The organism is Mycobacterium paraseoulense, from assembly GCF_010731655.1.
Taxonomy (GTDB): Bacteria; Actinomycetota; Actinomycetes; order Mycobacteriales; family Mycobacteriaceae; genus Mycobacterium; species Mycobacterium paraseoulense.
The window spans coordinates 3,771,409-3,786,315 of record NZ_AP022619.1 but is presented as its reverse complement, the minus strand read 5'-3'; the positions used below and the strand labels follow the sequence as shown (position 1 = coordinate 3,786,315).

The window sequence follows — 14,907 nt, the reverse complement described above, 5'->3', positions numbered from 1 at the left end:
GAATCGAGGGCTCCGTTAATAGGCGGATTCGGCCGCCAGGATTTCGGCGAGGAAGGCGTCGTCGGCCGGCCGGTCCAACCGCGCCCTGGCCCACCGCCGCACGCGTTCCCGGATTTCGGGCGACTCCGTCGTCTCGGCCCCGACGAGCACCGACGGCGCCGCCCAATCGTGGTCCCACGCCGCCGATTCCGTGAGCGGACCTCGCTGGCCGTCGACCAGGGGGAGGGTTGCGCGGCCGTCGGCGTCCAGGGCGCCGGTACCGGAGATGGCCCCGGAGCGCAGTCGCACCGCGACACCGGTCGGTGCGTCCGGCCCGATGACGGCCGCCCGCACGACGGCGACGACCCCCGGCCCGGCCGCCTCGACCGTCCAGTCGACGGTGTTCTCGCCCGCGTCGAAGATCGCGGGCGGAACCCCACCCCAGTTGACGGACGCGGTGCCGCGGGCGATCGGCGCCGCGGCGCGCGGGGCCGCGCCAGCCCCGGCGGCCAGCGCGTAGTCGTCGCGGCGCCCGCTCGGCGGCGCCGGCGTCAGGTCCGAATCGTCAAGGGCGGCGAACAGTTCCGGCCAGCCGGGGCCGTCCACCCCCACCTCGTCGGCCAGGGCGGCGCCCGCCCGCACGAGTTCGAGCGCGCGCGGGTCACCCTCGGCGGCGTGCGCGGCCAGGGCTGCGGCGTGCGGCACCAGCAGCCCCGCGACGTCCGAATCGAACGTGTCGTCGGCGAGGAAGCCCTGTGCGCCGGTGGTCAGCAGCGCGACCTCGAGGTCCAACAACGCGCGGTCGAGGCCGGCGATGCCCTCGCGCTGGCTGGCGGGCCACCAGCGCCGCAGCCAATGGCCCAGGGCCAGCCTGCGCAGCGGCCTCAGCGAACCCGGCAGGATGTCCACCCCGGCCAGTTCGATACCGCGCGGTTCGTCCGCCGGTCCCACCGTGGAAACCAGGGCGACGTGGCCGGATTCACCGAGCACCCGCCAAAGCCAGTCGGCGCGCCGGAGATCCGTGAACGTGATGTGGGTGGCCGCATCGTCCGGCTCGTCCAGGGTCCACGACAGCACCGCCCCACTGACCTCCAGGACCACGGCCAGCGGCGTCGCCTCGCTGACGGGTCCGGTGCTCCACAACCCGGAATCGGCAACCAATCTCATCCGGCCACCTGCAATTCCAGCATCGCCTTGATCCGCTGCCGGTGGTCCAGGCTCACCGAGCGCGCCACCCCCTCGAGCAGCGATCGCACGTCATCGACGTCGTCGCAGGGCTCCTGCCACACGTCGCGCCCATGCAGCCGCGCCCACAATCGGCTCAGGTAGGGCTGCGCGTACGCGGCGAGGTCGTCGACCACCTGCCGCTGGCGCGGGTGGATCGGGCCGCCCTCGGCGAGGTAGCGCCGCGCGTGCAGCACGTAGGCCTCTTTGCGCAGGCGGGCCTGAATCTGCGCCGCCAGGGCGTAGCGGCTGGCGGCGGACGGGTCCAACGGGGCCAGCTCGACCGCGATCTCGATGCCCGCGACGAGGGTGGCCTGTTTGTCCTCGGCCAGCAGCCCCCAGGGCGCGCAGGCCCTGTCGACCTCCTCCTCGCAGAGCAGGGGGATATCGGGCAACGCGTCGCGGTCCAGGGCGCGGCGCAGCGTGGCGCGAACCCGGTCCACCACGCTGCGGTCCAGCGGGCGGTCGCTGTCGGTGCCGCCGATGACGCGCGGGGGCCGTTGTGGCGCAGCCGAACTCAATCCCAGGTCGACGATCGACCACGGCAATTCGGCCGCCTCGACCCGGGCCAGCGCGCCCAGGTTGTACGGGGTGGCGTCGGCGATCATCGCCGACCAGACGCGTTGCCGGCCCGTCGCGCTGCGGTGGCTGCTGGCCGGTCCGAGCACGGTGGCCAACTCGGCCAGGAACGGTTCGGTGACGGTGTCGCCGCCGGCCCGCACGTCGCGCCAGCTGCGGTCGAGCTGGTCGGCCAGCTTGGCGACCGCTTCGGAATCGGCCACGTACTGGTGCAGCACCTCGATCGCGGTGCGATCGCGGCCCTGGTGGATGTCACCCAGCACCGTGGCCGCCGTCTCGCGATCATGCGGTGCCGGTGGGCCTTTCGTCACCGCGAGCTCGAAGCACACCGGGAAGTACAGCTCCTGGGCGTTTCCAGTGCGGATGCGCTGCCTGCGGCGCTCCATCTTGAGGACGTCGAACCATGCTGCGGCGGCGCGCAATTCGGTGCCACTGCCGACGATCAACTCGCGCATGGCCGCGGCGGCCTCGGGGGTGACGACGGGAGCCGAGTATTGCGGGTTCGTCCGCAGTCGCAGCACCAACGGATCGATGATGCGTTTGACGGTGCGGCTCAACGGCCCGCCGTCGTCGCTGCTGAGCACCTCCACCCCGGGGCCGATCGCCCGCCACGCCGCGTCGATCACCGACCGGCGAGGGTGGCCGACCGCGACGGCCAGCTCCGAATCGGCGCTCATCTGCACAGAATAGGGGCACCGCGCGAAACGCGGCAGCCGAAAACTTGGGTTCGGTAGCCGGCGGGCGGCTGCACCGTGGTCGGATGAGGAAGCTGTTGGCGCTCGTTGACCGGTTCAGGCCCCCGCGGCGGCGGGGCGCCGCCGACCGCGCCGTCGGGGTCGGCACCGTGCGCGCGGTCGAGCGTCAGGTGTTCATCGAGGTGGTCGCCGTCTCCGGGGAGACCTTCATCGGCAAGCTGGCCCGCTGCGGCGACGGCCTCGACGTGTCGGTGCTGCGTCCCGGCCTGGTCGTCCTGGTGGCGTTCGATCCCGCTGCGCGCGAGGAACTTTCGCTGCCCGACGACGTGCTTGCGGTGCACGCGGCGTTCGTGGCGTCGCTGTGAGCTAGCGCGCGCCGTCCACCGCGAAGCTGACCACCGCACCCCAATACACCGGGCTGGCCCCCGGATCGCCGTCGCGCCAGCGGCGCATCTGCTCGCGCTGCCAGAGGTTCACCGCGCACCCGGCGTCTGTTTCGGCGTCAAGGGCGCGATCCACGGCGGCCACGACGTCGGCCATCGGATCGCCGGCCGCCGTGGCGAACTGCCGGTACGCCGCGGTGGTCGGCAGCGACCACAGGGTGGCCGTCACCAGCTGTGCGCCACCCAGGACCATGGCCGCCACCAGCCCGGTGGCCTCGTCGAATTGGTAGTCCCCACCCGACCCGCACGCGAGCAGGGCCACCCGCGGCGGCATCGGCAATTGCAGGGCCATCAGGTCAGAGGCGGTCAGCGGGCGGTGATCACCGATCGGGTCGGCGTCGCCCGGGGTTTCGGCCGTATCCGCGAGGTGCAGCGCGGCCCGATCGGCTTGTCCCTCGGCCGAACTCGCGTGCCCCACATACAGGAGCCGGCTCGGGGCCTGGGCGAGCAGCTTGGCCAGCCACGTCCGATCGGCGTCCTGGCGGCGGAACAGGTCGACCGCGGCGTCGACGGCCGGTAGCACGGGCCGGTGCCGCAGCACCTCGGTGAAGTGCCGCGCCAACGGGGTTTCGGGCGACGGCCTGCCGAGCACCGAACCCAGCGGCGAGTCCGGCCGCTGCCCCGGCACCCGGGGGTCCAGAACCAGCAGCGGCGGGCCGTTTCTCCTGACGTCCCATCCGGCCGGCACCCGCGGCGAGTGCACGATGTTCGGCGGCACCGCCATCAGGACGTCGGCCAGCTCCATCAGCCGGTGGCCGTCGGTGTGCTGCGCGATGTCGGCGAGCTGCCACGGGATCCGGGCCGCGGCCCGGCCGCTGGCGGTGATCGCCTCCTGACGGGCGCGCACCAGCTCTTCCTTGCTGGGCCCCGATTTCGGCACCGCCAGCAGTCCCCACGGGACGCGCGCCAGCCGCGCGCTCGGCGAGACGAACAGGACCGCCCGCGGCGTGGCGACGCACTCGGTCAGCAGCTGCCAGCCGGCGGAGCCGATCAGCAGCACCCCGAGGATGTAGGCGAGCGTGAGCTCGCTCTCGGCCGCCGCGAACGGCCCGGTGGTCAGGGCGCGTGCGATGGCGTCCCGCCGGCCCTCGGAACCGTTCGGCTCGGGCAGGGCGCTCGCCAGCTCTTCCAGCGCGGCGAGCAACAGCGGCTCTTCGATGACCCAGTTGACGGTTCGCGACGGCTGCCCGACGATGCGCAGGCTCGCGTAGGTGGCGATCCCGACGTCGGCGTACCGCAGGATCAGCGTGGTGCGCTCGGCGTCGCTCATGGCCAGGTCGACCAGGCGGGCTCGGCCGAGGTGACGTCGCGGCCGTAGCGCTGGTGGGCCAGCGCGCGATAGTGGCTCAGGATCGGCTCGGCGCCGGGCTGCATCCGCAACGGCGGCAGCGGCCCGAGCCGGGTCAGCGATACGTCGCGGGGGGCGGGCGAACCGGCCGCGGCCAGCGCCGGGGCCGGCTCCAGCTCGGTGTCCACGGGGATGTGCGCCGTGGCGGTCGACGCCCATTCGCCGGATTGCGGCCGCTCCACGCCAGAATCGAAAGTCCCTCGCGCGCTGTGATATTCGACCAGTTCGCTGATAAGTTCGGTGTTCTCCCATTCCCACGCGACGGCGAAGGCTCCGGCCAGGACCCGCGCCGAAACCCCGGCGGCCCAACGGGATCTGGCATCGGCGTCTGCGATCGAATACCGCACCGAATCGACCGCCAGCGCGGCCGGCACCTTGAGCTCGGCGGCCTGCTGCAGTTTGGTCATGCCGCGCCGGTATGATTCGGTGCCGACCTCGCCGTGGAGGATGCCGAGCCCCTCGGCCTGCCTGGCCTCGGTCTCCTCCAGCGTCTCGTCGGGATCGCCCGAGCTGTCGAAACCGAGGTCCGCCAACGCGTCCGCACGCCACACCGTGCCGAGTTGGTTGTCGAGCAGCGCGTACTGCAGCCAGCTGCTGCGCGGCGACGAGTCGAGCAAATCGCGTGCCTCGGCGATCAGCTCGACGGCATCGGCGAAGCGGCTCCAGAAGATCGCAATCCAGCTGCGTTGCAACAAGATACGGTGCAGGTGCAACGGCTTTCCCAACTCCCGCCAGTGCCGCTCGGCGTGTTCCCAGCATTCGTCGGCGGCCTGCAGCGCGCCCGCACCCAGCCGGGTGAGTCCCAGGTACAGCCAGCAGCGGGCGACGTCGTGTGCCCGGGCGTGGCGGGCGATGACGGGATAGGCCTCCGAGACCAATCGCTCGGTGCCGGCGTGGTCGTTCGCCGCCCAGCGCGCCGCCGCGCACTCCAATTGCGCTCGCGCCGTTGCGAGTTCCCAACCGTTGGCGCGAGCCCGGGCTTCCGCGCGGCGCAGCCACGGGTCGGCCTCCGCGAGCCGGCCGGTTTCGACGCAGAACCTGCCGTACCCGATGCCGGCGGCCACCCGGAGGTGGTCCGCGGCCTCGCCGCCGCCCCGGTACTCTCCAATGTCGGCAACGATGCTCTCCCACAACGGGACTGACCGAACGTGCAGGTCGTCGTCGCACAGCGCGGTCGCGCACAGCAGCGATGCATGGATGCGCAGTCGTGCGTGCTCGTCGGCCAGAGCGGGCAGATCCGCGTCGTCGTCCAAGTTCGCCAGCGCCGCGGCCGCACCCTCGTGATCGCCGATCGCCGCAGCCAGGCCGGTTTGCAGGAACTGGGCCCGGCGCGAGTACCGACGGATCATCTGTGTGGTGTCGGCGTCTGCGGGCATGCCCGCGTAGATCGACACGCAGTCCCGTATGCGCCGGATGGACTCGCGCACCCCGTCATTCGCGCCGCGGCCAAGGTAGATTTCGCCGAGCTGCGCGAGGACCTCCAGCATCAGATCGTCGCGGTCCTCTCGCTCGATGCCCGGTATCAAGGACAGCAACAGATCGCGCGCCCCGGCCTCGTCGGCCGCGAACGCCAGGCGGCGCGCGTGGTCCAACTCGTCGGCGATCGACACGGCTGCATCATAAGTCCGCGGTCTCGTGCGGGCAGCCGAAAACGGCGAGCGGCGGACGCGTGAGTGGGGCACGTCCGCCGCCCGGTCGCAGTCGATCAGCCGCAGGTCACCTTGATGTTGAAGTCCTTGCTGATCATTCCGGCCATCGGGTTCTTCAAGTCGGCGCCCTGAGCCTGGCCGGTGATGGTGTAGGTCTTGCCGTCCACCGCCACACTGGCCGAGCCGACCTTCGCGCCCATGTTGTTGCTGACCGACAGGGCGTTGCCGTCGACGACCATCGCCAGCGACTCGACCTTCGGGGTGGCCTCGTCGGTCATCACGACGGCGAGCGCCTGCCGTCCGCCGCTGGAACCACTGCCGATGTCGATTTTGCCGCCGGTCCTGACGCAGGTCACCGAGGCCGGGTCCAGGCCCGCCAGGTCGGCGCCGCCAACCTTGACCTGTGCCCCGCCGCCGTTGGCGACGCTGGGTGCCGTGCTGGACGCCGGGCCGGCCGTGTGGCCGCCGCTGGAGCACCCCACCAGCACCGATGCGGCGCCCACTGTCCCGATCGCAGCCGCGAGAAGACGTTTCACTTTGCGGTTCCTTCCTTCATGCGCCGCCCCGATGGCGTCGTCATGGCGCAAGTACAGACCCCCGCAGTCGCTACCGATCCCAAATATCGTTGCGCCGAGCCGGTAGGCTGCGTCGAGGCCGCCAGGCGAGGAAGGGAGGCACGCGATGCTGCGCGTGAAGTGGCTGGAAAAGCCTGAGGCCCATGACTTTCCGGCGGCGGCGGACTACCTCACGATGCTCGCGGACGCGAACACCGTGAAGAAGGTGATCAAGATGCTGAAGGCCGGAACCGTCACGCACCGAAAGGCCAAAGACATTCTGCGCGCGGCGCAGCTGGGGCTGTTGCCCGCCGACAATCCCCACGTCGCCGCCGACCTGACCAAGGTCGAGAAGGGCCAAGCGCTGTCGCCCATCCTGCTGGTGCGCGGCGACTTCGCCGCCGGTGTCCCGCTCCAGATCGCCGACGGCTACCACCGGGTGTGCGCGAGCTACCACACCGACGAGAACACCGACATTCCGGTCGTCATCGCGGCCGTGAGCCGCTGACTTAAGGAGTGGCGATGATCGACACCAAGACGGTGGGAACCGTGCAGGTGCTGACCCTGTCGTCGGGTCCCGTCAACGCCCAGGACGTCGAGCTGCTCGACGAGCTGACCTCGGCGGTCGGGGAGCTGCGCGGTGCGGGCGCCGGCGCGCTGGTCGTCACCGGCGCCGGTCGGGCGTTCAGCGCCGGCGTCGACCTCAACCGCGTGGTGGAGGGCGGCGCCCGTTACACCGATCGGCTGGTCCCGGCGCTGGCCGCGGCGTTCGAGGCGATGTTCTCCTATCCGGGGCCGACCGTCGCCGCGATCAACGGCGCGGCCATCGCCGGCGGCTGTGTGCTGGCGTGCGCCTGCGATCGCCGCCTGATCGGCCCCGAGGCGCAGATCGGCGCGGCCGAGGTGCGCGTCGGTGTGGCGTTCCCGGTCGCCGCGCTGGAGGTCATGCGCTATGCGTGCGGGGATCACGCCGAGGAAGTGCTACTGGGCGGCCTGACCTATCGCGGACCCGACGCCGTGTCCCGCGGGCTCGCCCATCGCGTGGTCGCCGACGACCTCCTCGAGGCGGCCGTCGCGGAGGCCTCCGATCTCGGCGGCATCCCGGCCGGCGCCTACCGCCAGACCAAGACCCAGCTCCGCGCCCCGACGATGGCGCGGATCCGCGAGGGCCGGGGTATCGACGACGAGGTGCGTCAGATGTGGGGCGCGGACGAAACGCTGCAACGCATCGCCACCTACGTGGAGCGGCTGCGCCGGCGCGGCTGATCAGTCTTCGTCGACGGCGTCCTCGACGGCCACGCCGCCCCTGGTGCGGCGGCGCCGCATCCGATGCGAGCCCTTGCCCGTCGGGCGGCGGTTGCGCAACCTGGCTGGGGCGGCTTCCGCGCCGTCGGCCTCCGGGGTCTCCTCGGTCTCCGGGGTCTCCCCGGCAGCCTCGACCGCCTCGGCCGCCGGCTCGGGCTCCAGGGCTTCGGAACCCTTGGCCGTGACGGTCTCGGCCTCCTCGGTCTCCTCGGCCTCGGCTTCCTCGGCCTCGTCGGCCTCGGTCTCCTCGGTCTCCTCGGTGGCCTCTTTGCGGCGGCGCTGCTTCTTGGGCTTCTTCGCCTTGATCGGCTTCGGCGGCGGCGGCGGCAACTCGGCGACGAACGACAGGTAGAACGCGAAGAACCCCAGCAGGGCGATCGCCGCGGCCGCGCCGTAGATGGCGAACAGATACTGTCCGGCGGCATCCAGGCTCAGCCAGATCTCGCTGATCGCCGTGCCGATGATCAGCGCACCCGCCAGCACGTGACACACGATCGAGACGACCCGCAGCGTCAGGGCCAGCTGCGGCGTCCCCAGCTCCGGCTTGCGCACCCGCAGCAGGTTGAACACCACGGGCAGGGCGGCCAGCGCGACCAGCGCACCCGTGGTGATCCGCAGCGCCGTCCCCAACGAATGCGTGGTGTCACCCATCAGCTCCGGCCAGCGGGGCAGCACGAAGAAGAAGTAGAGGGCGCCGGCGACAAGGGAGAACAGCAGGTGCCATGGCACGGCGATCTTGCGCCCCATACCCCTCCTCGTGCTGGTGAGTTCACGCCAGCCTAAAGGCGGCCAACCCGAATCCAAACCAATTCGTGCCTGTCCGCATGGCGGACCAATTGCGGAGGATGCGGGATTTGAACCCGCGAGGGCTGTTAACCCAACCCGCGTTCCAGGCGAGCGCCATAGGCCACTAGGCGAATCCTCCGTGGCCATGGTAACCGAGGCCACCATCGGCGCCGCCACGCGCTCGTCAACGTCTTCGAGCCAGGTATTACACTCGCGATGGACCCCGCGCGGCGTCTATCCTGTGAACTCCCCCAGGGCCGGAAGGCAGCAAGGGTCAATGGGCTCTGTCGGGTGCGCGGGGTCCCCTATGTCGGGGCCCAAGGCTCGTCCCCCCACCTGACCCCGAAATCACGGTCGACAGTGAAAGGGTCCATGGTGTCGCTGGAGTCCCTCGGCGCGGCGGAGCTCGCCGCCGAACACGCCCGCCACGAGCAGGATTACGCGGGCCTGCAGGCCAAGAAGTTGGCGCTGGACCTGACCCGCGGTAAACCGGCGCCGGAGCAGCTCGACCTGTCCAACCAGCTGCTGAGCCTGCCCGGTGACGACTACCGCGACAGCGAGGGCACCGACACCCGGAACTACGGCGGCCTGCACGGCCTGCCCGAGCTGCGGGCGATCTTCGGCGAGTTGCTCGGCATTCCGGTGCAAAACCTGATCGCCGGGAACAACTCCAGCCTGGAGCTGATGCACGACCTCGTCGCGTTCTCGATGCTCTACGGCGGCGTCGACTCGCAGCGCCCATGGATGAGGGAGCAGGACGGCGTCAAGTTCCTGTGCCCCGTTCCGGGCTATGACCGGCACTTCGCCATCACCGAGACGATGGGCATCGAGATGATTCCCGTCCCGATGCTCGCCGACGGCCCCGACGTCGACCTGATCGAGGAGCTGGTGGCCGTCGACCCCGCCATCAAGGGCATGTGGACGGTCCCGGTGTTCGGCAACCCCACCGGGATCACCTACTCGTGGGAAACGGTGCGCCGGCTGGTCCAGATGCGGACGGCGGCGCCCGACTTCCGGCTTTTCTGGGACAACGCCTACGCGGTGCACACCCTCACGCACGACTTCGTCCGCCAGGTCGACGTGCTGGGGCTGGCGGCCAAGGCCGGCAACCCCAACCGGCCCTACGTGTTCGCGTCCACCTCCAAGATCACCTTCGCCGGTGCGGGCGTGAGCTTCCTGGGCGGATCGCTGGGCAACATCGCGTGGTACCTGCAGTACGCGGGGAAGAAGTCGATCGGCCCGGACAAGGTCAACCAGCTGCGGCACCTGCGGTTCTTCCGGGACGCCGACGGGGTGCGCCTGCACATGCTGCGCCATCAGCAGATCCTGGCGCCGAAATTCGAGCTGGCCCTGGACATCCTCGACAAGCGGCTCAGCGACTCCAAGATCGCGTCGTGGACCGAACCCCAGGGCGGCTACTTCATCAGCCTCGACGTGTTGCCCGGGACGGCGCGCCGGACCGTCGCCCTGGCCAAGGACGCGGGCATCGCCGTGACCGAGGCGGGCGCGTCGTTCCCGTACCGAAAAGACCCGGAGGACAAGAACATCCGGATCGCGCCCACCTTCCCGTCGCTGCCCGACCTGCGCGACGCGGTCGACGGGCTGGCCACCTGCGCGCTGCTGGCCGCCTCGGAGTCGTTGCTGGTTTCCTCCGCGTCCAGTGTGAGCTGACGGCGGCGGCGCCCGACGGGCTCACGTCACCGCGCGCCGGTAGCCTGCTGACCGTGGCCCTCTACCGCAAGTACCGACCGGCAACCTTCGCCGAGGTGGTGGGGCAGGAGCACGTCACCGAACCGCTGTCGATCGCCCTGGAAGCCGGCCGGATCAACCACGCCTACCTGTTCTCCGGCCCGCGCGGCTGCGGAAAGACTTCGTCGGCGCGCATCCTGGCCCGGTCGTTGAACTGTGCGCAGGGGCCGACGGCCAACCCGTGCGGCGTGTGCGACTCCTGCGTCGCGCTGGCGCCCAACGCGCCGGGCAGCATCGACGTGGTGGAGCTGGACGCCGCCAGCCACGGCGGCGTGGACGACACCCGTGAGCTGCGGGACCGCGCCTTCTATGCGCCCGCGCAGTCGCGCTACCGGGTGTTCATCATCGACGAGGCGCACATGGTGACCACCGCCGGGTTCAACGCGCTGCTCAAGATCGTCGAGGAGCCCCCCGAGCACCTCATCTTCATCTTCGCCACCACCGAACCGGAGAAGGTGCTGCCGACGATCCGGTCGCGCACCCACCACTACCCGTTCCGGCTGCTGCCGCCGAAGACCATGCGGGCACTGATCGGACGGATCTGCGAGCAGGAGGGCGTCGCCGTCGACGACGCGGTGTTCCCGCTGGTGATCCGGGCCGGCGGCGGTTCCCCGCGCGACACGCTGTCGGTGCTCGATCAGCTGTTGGCGGGCGCCGAGGGCGCGCACGTCACCTACCCGCGGGCGCTCGGCCTGCTGGGCGCCACCGATGTCGCGCTGATCGACGACGCGGTGGACGCCCTGGCCGCGTCGGACGCGGCGGCGCTGTTCGGCGCGGTGGAGTCGGTGATCGACGCGGGCCACGACCCGCGGCGCTTCGCCACCGACCTGCTGGAGCGGTTCCGCGACCTGATCGTCCTGCAAGCGGTTCCGGACGCGGTCAGCCGGGGCGTCGTGGACGCCCCGGAGGACGTGCTCGACCGGATGCGTGACCAGGCGGCCCGCCTGGGGCCGGCCACCCTGACCCGCTGCGCCGAAGTCGTGCAGGCGGGGCTGGGCGAGATGCGTGGCGCGACGGCCCCCCGGCTGCTGCTCGAAGTCGTGTGCGCGCGGCTGCTGCTGCCCTCGGCCAGCGACTCCGAGTCGGCGCTGCTGCAGCGCGTCGAGCGGATCGAGACCCGGCTGGACATGTCCATTCCCGCCGCCGAGACGGCCGCCGCGCACCCGCAGCGGCCGGCGGTGGCCGCGGCCGCGCGGCCCCGCGGGGAGGCCGTCGCGCCCGCGGAGGCCGCACCGCCCAGGGCCCCCGCCCCCCCGGTCGCCAAGCCCGAACCGGCGCCCGAGCCGGCCACGCCGCCCGCACCCGAACCGGCGCCCGCGCCGGCGCCCGAACCGGTGGCCGCGCCGGCCCCCGAACCCGCCGCCGCGCCCGGCGAACTCAACGCCGCCGCGGTGCGCACCATGTGGCCGACGGTGCGCGACAAGGTGCGCCAGCGCAGCCGGACCACCGAGGTGATGCTGGCGGGCGCCACCGTGCGCGCGCTCGAGGACAACACGCTGGTGTTGACGCATTCCTCGGCGCCGCTGGCCAAGCGGCTCTGCGAACAGCGCAACGCCGACGTCATCGCCGAGGCGCTCAAAGATGCGCTGGGCGTCAACTGGCGGGTGCGCTGCGAGGTGGGCGCCGGCGCACCCGTCGAGTCGGCCCCGGCGACCCCGCGGGTCGAAGAGCCGGCGCCCGACGTCGCCCAGCGCGACGAAGAGGAGCACATGCTCGCCGAGGCCGGCCGCACGGAGTCGTCGGAGCCGCGGCGCGACCCCGAAGAGGTCGCGCTCGAGCTGCTACAGAACGAGCTGGGCGCGCGCCGGATCGATAACGGCTAGGGCGTCCACCACGGCCGCAGCGGCAGGCGGTCGCAGCCCCGCTCGTCGACGTTGGCCGCCAGCACGTGGTGCAGCTGCAGGTTGTTCTGCTCGAACGCCACCCGCGAGGCCGCCATGTACAGGCCCCACACCTTGGCGGTGGCCAACCCGACCTCGTCGACCGCCTCGTCCCAGTGCTCGACCAGGTTGCGGCACCAGTCCCGCAGCGTCATCGCGTAGTGATTCCGGAAGTTCTCCTCGTGCAGCACCTCGAACCCGACGTCCTGGACATCGGTGATGATGCGGCCCGAGCCGGTCAGCTCCCCGTCCGGGAAGACATACCGGTCGGTGAAGCCGCCCGCGAAGGAGGTCGACTTGTTGTCGTGGCGGGTGATGCAGTGGTTGAGCAGGAGGCCGCCGGTGCGCAGCTTGGACTTCAGGAACCCGAAGTAGGCCGGGTAGTTCTTGACGCCGATGTGCTCGGTCAACCCGATCGAGGACACCGCGTCGAACCCGCACTCGCCGATGTCGCGGTAGTCGGAATGCCTGACCTCGGCGAGGTTCGCGAGCCCGTCGCGCTCGATCGCGCGCTGCGCCCACTTCGCCTGCTCACCGGAGAGGGTGGCACCGATCACCCGGACGCCGCGGCGCGCGGCGAAACGCGCCATCCCGCCCCAACCGCAGCCGACGTCGAGCAGCCGGTCGCCCGGCCGCAGCCGCAGCTTCTCGAAGACCAGCCGGTACTTGTTCTCCTGGGCCTCTTCCAGCGTCGCGTCGGCGTCGGGATAAACCGCGCACGTGTAGGTCATCGACGGGCCCAGCACCCACTCATAGAAGGTGTTGGACACGTCGTAGTGGTGGTGGATGGCCTCGGCGTCGCGCGTCTTGGTGTGCATCAGCCCGTCGGCGATCCGCCGCCACCGCGGCGGGGTCTCCTGCGGTGGCGGGGGGACCGGCACCAGCCGCTCCAGGCCCATCGAACGCACCACGTTGGCGAGCACCCGCGCCGGCGGGCGCTTGAACTGCACGCGGTCGGTCAGCGTTTTGAGCAGCTGGTACGGGTCACCGGGGTGGACGCCGTACACGTCCAGGTCGCCCGCCACGTAGGCGCGGGCGAGACCGAGTTCGCCGGGGGCGGTGGCCAGGTAGGTGGCGCCGCGCGGGCTCCGAAGGTCCAGGCCCAGTTCGGCATCCTTGCTGCCCGCGGTGCTGCCGTCGTAGGCGGTGAACTTCAGCGGGTGGCGCCCGGTCGCGGCGAAGACCTCCAGGATCTCGGCCATGCTCAGCTTGCCGGTGGCGGCGCGGTGGGGTTCTTGGGTCTTGCTGATCGAAGTCATCGCCGTTGTACCGCCTTTGCATACAGGTCGAGGAGACGGGAATCGGGGTCGTAGGTTTTTTTGACGGTGTTGTAGGCCTCGCCGCCGTACAACGCGTCGAATTCCTCGCGGGCGTAGTAGCTGTCGGAGTACAGCGACTTGTGCCCGTCGAGCTCGCTCACCTTCGCTTCGATCTTCCGGTTGGTGCCACCTTCCACGGCGCCCGCCGGCACCGAGGACCAGAAGCCGACATTGACGTAGGTGTGGTCCGGCCGCATCGGATACAGCGGCCAGCCCTCGCGATCGCGCAGCCGCAGCGGGCACAGCCAGATCGGGGTGATCGGCACGTTGTCCAGAAACCATTCCAGGAACTCGCAGGTCCGTTCGACCGGCACCTCGACGTCCTGGACCACCCGCTCGCGCAGAGGGCGGCCAGGCGAACGAATACTGCGCCTCTCGATCCGGTCCGCGACACCGAAGCGCTGGTCCATGGCGACGAGCTTCGAGTACACGCTGCTGCGCCGGTAGCGCCGCGGCCACCAGCGCCGCACCCGAGGGTTCTGCACGCCGAAGGCGCGCGAGCACCAGAACCAGTCGGTGTCCCAGCGCCAGAAGTAGTCGTGCATCGTCAATCGGTCGTCCTTGGTGGCTTCCACTCCCGCGGAGTCGTGCCGGATCGACTGGTAATAGATGTCTTTGCCGGTGTAGTCGCTGACCGGTCCCGGGGTGGTGGTTCGCCGGCCCACACACAGGTAACTTTCGTCCGCGCTGAACACCACCCCGTCGAGATAGTCCACCGGGGTGCCGCCCTGCCCGCCGGTGTCGATGATGCGTTCGGCCGCCGCGATCAGGGCGGGCAACGATGTGAACCGGACGTGCCGCAACGCCACGAACGGTGCGACGGGCTCCAGCTCGATGCGCAGCCGGGTCGAATATCCAAGCGTGCCATAGGAATTGGGGAAGGCTCGGAACAGGTCGGGGTGCTGGGTGGGGGACGCGGTGAGCAATTCGCCGGCGCCGGTGAGGATGTCCATCTCCAACACCGATTCGTGGGGCAGGCCGTTGCGGAACGACGCCGACTCGATACCCAGGCCGCTGACGGCACCGCCGAGCGTGATGGTCTTCAGTTGCGGGACGACGAGGGGGGAAAGCCCGTAGGGCAACGTCGCGGCGACCAGATCCTCGTAGCTGCACATGCCGGCGACGTCGGCGGTCCGGGACTCGGGATCGACGCTCAGCACGCCGGTCAGCCCCGACGTGTCCAGGCCGGGAGCGTCGCGTTTTGTGCGCGCGCGAAACAGGTTCGAGGTGGGCTTGGCGAGCCGAACGGCGGACGTGGCGGGGATGGATCGATAACTCGCCATCAACCGGTCCACGCCCGACGTGTGCGCCGAGAGTGCAGATCCAGGGACAGGCACCACATATACCCTAGTCTTCGACCACAGCCCGTGCACCCGCGCGCGGGCGGCATAGCTTCA

General features: G+C 70.9%; 13 protein-coding genes, 1 tRNA gene and 1 other RNA gene. 6 read left to right on the top strand and 9 right to left on the bottom strand.

Annotated elements, in window-relative coordinates:
- Nucleotides 1-15 precede the first annotated feature (15 nt).
- Together G6N51_RS17550 and G6N51_RS17545 are read right to left on the bottom strand one after the other, a co-directional pair.
- Nucleotides 16-1,146, bottom strand: a complete 1,131-nt coding sequence (locus G6N51_RS17550; protein ID WP_083171725.1) for a hypothetical protein — start codon at nucleotides 1,144-1,146, stop codon at nucleotides 16-18.
- Nucleotides 1,143-2,459, bottom strand: a complete 1,317-nt coding sequence (locus tag G6N51_RS17545; protein ID WP_083171838.1) for a hypothetical protein — start codon at nucleotides 2,457-2,459, stop codon at nucleotides 1,143-1,145. Before G6N51_RS17545 ends, G6N51_RS17550 begins: the two co-directional genes overlap by 4 nt.
- 44 nt (nucleotides 2,460-2,503) lie before the next feature.
- On the opposite strand from G6N51_RS17545, the gene G6N51_RS17540 reads away from it, so the two are divergent.
- On the top strand, nucleotides 2,504-2,842 hold the full coding sequence (locus G6N51_RS17540; RefSeq protein WP_083171724.1) for a hypothetical protein: 339 nt from the start codon (nucleotides 2,504-2,506) through the stop codon (nucleotides 2,840-2,842).
- Nucleotide 2,843: 1 nt separating this feature from the next.
- Here the strand turns inward: G6N51_RS17540 and G6N51_RS17535 are convergent, their stop codons facing one another.
- The 3 genes from G6N51_RS17535 to G6N51_RS17525 all read right to left on the bottom strand — a co-directional run bounded on the left by G6N51_RS17535 (nucleotide 2,844) and on the right by G6N51_RS17525 (nucleotide 6,453).
- Nucleotides 2,844-4,190: a CHAT domain-containing protein gene (locus G6N51_RS17535; RefSeq protein ID WP_083171723.1), complete on the bottom strand. Its 1,347-nt coding sequence runs from the start codon at nucleotides 4,188-4,190 to the stop codon at nucleotides 2,844-2,846.
- On the bottom strand, nucleotides 4,187-5,878 hold the full coding sequence (locus tag G6N51_RS17530; protein ID WP_083171722.1) for a hypothetical protein: 1,692 nt from the start codon (nucleotides 5,876-5,878) through the stop codon (nucleotides 4,187-4,189). Before G6N51_RS17530 ends, G6N51_RS17535 begins: the two co-directional genes overlap by 4 nt.
- A gap of 95 nt (nucleotides 5,879-5,973) precedes the next feature.
- Nucleotides 5,974-6,453 (bottom strand): lipoprotein LpqH, encoded by a 480-nt coding sequence (locus tag G6N51_RS17525; RefSeq protein ID WP_083171837.1) that lies wholly within the window; start codon nucleotides 6,451-6,453, stop codon nucleotides 5,974-5,976.
- 145 nt (nucleotides 6,454-6,598) lie between these two features.
- Here G6N51_RS17525 and G6N51_RS17520 point away from each other — a divergent pair, with 145 nt between their 5' ends.
- Both G6N51_RS17520 and G6N51_RS17515 read left to right on the top strand, forming a co-directional pair.
- Complete coding sequence (locus tag G6N51_RS17520) at nucleotides 6,599-6,979, top strand: hypothetical protein (protein WP_083171721.1); 381 nt, start codon at nucleotides 6,599-6,601, stop codon at nucleotides 6,977-6,979.
- A gap of 14 nt (nucleotides 6,980-6,993) precedes the next feature.
- Complete coding sequence (locus G6N51_RS17515; protein ID WP_083171836.1) at nucleotides 6,994-7,737, top strand: enoyl-CoA hydratase/isomerase family protein; 744 nt, start codon at nucleotides 6,994-6,996, stop codon at nucleotides 7,735-7,737.
- Here the strand turns inward: G6N51_RS17515 and G6N51_RS17510 are convergent, their stop codons facing one another.
- Both G6N51_RS17510 and G6N51_RS17505 read right to left on the bottom strand, forming a co-directional pair.
- Nucleotides 7,738-8,523 (bottom strand): hypothetical protein, encoded by a 786-nt coding sequence (locus tag G6N51_RS17510; protein ID WP_083171720.1) that lies wholly within the window; start codon nucleotides 8,521-8,523, stop codon nucleotides 7,738-7,740.
- A gap of 92 nt (nucleotides 8,524-8,615) precedes the next feature.
- Nucleotides 8,616-8,701 (bottom strand) — tRNA-Ser (locus G6N51_RS17505).
- 75 nt (nucleotides 8,702-8,776) lie between these two features.
- Here G6N51_RS17505 and ffs point away from each other — a divergent pair.
- The 3 genes from ffs to G6N51_RS17490 all read left to right on the top strand — a co-directional run bounded on the left by ffs (nucleotide 8,777) and on the right by G6N51_RS17490 (nucleotide 12,134).
- Nucleotides 8,777-8,873, top strand: an RNA gene (ffs, locus tag G6N51_RS17500) — signal recognition particle sRNA small type.
- Between the two features lie 61 nt (nucleotides 8,874-8,934).
- Complete coding sequence (locus G6N51_RS17495; protein ID WP_083171719.1) at nucleotides 8,935-10,233, top strand: aminotransferase class I/II-fold pyridoxal phosphate-dependent enzyme; 1,299 nt, start codon at nucleotides 8,935-8,937, stop codon at nucleotides 10,231-10,233.
- A 53-nt stretch (nucleotides 10,234-10,286) separates the two neighbouring features.
- A complete protein-coding gene (locus G6N51_RS17490; RefSeq protein WP_163750746.1) occupies nucleotides 10,287-12,134 on the top strand; it encodes a DNA polymerase III subunits gamma/tau in 1,848 nt (615 codons plus the stop codon).
- Here the strand turns inward: G6N51_RS17490 and G6N51_RS17485 are convergent.
- Together G6N51_RS17485 and G6N51_RS17480 are read right to left on the bottom strand one after the other, a co-directional pair.
- Complete coding sequence (locus tag G6N51_RS17485; RefSeq protein WP_197747123.1) at nucleotides 12,131-13,450, bottom strand: class I SAM-dependent methyltransferase; 1,320 nt, start codon at nucleotides 13,448-13,450, stop codon at nucleotides 12,131-12,133. The two genes, G6N51_RS17490 and G6N51_RS17485, sit on opposite strands and share 4 nt — an antisense overlap.
- Nucleotides 13,447-14,850, bottom strand: a complete 1,404-nt coding sequence (locus G6N51_RS17480; protein ID WP_083176757.1) for an FAD-binding oxidoreductase — start codon at nucleotides 14,848-14,850, stop codon at nucleotides 13,447-13,449. The genes G6N51_RS17485 and G6N51_RS17480 overlap by 4 nt, the downstream gene beginning before the upstream one ends.
- Nucleotides 14,851-14,907 lie beyond the last annotated feature (57 nt).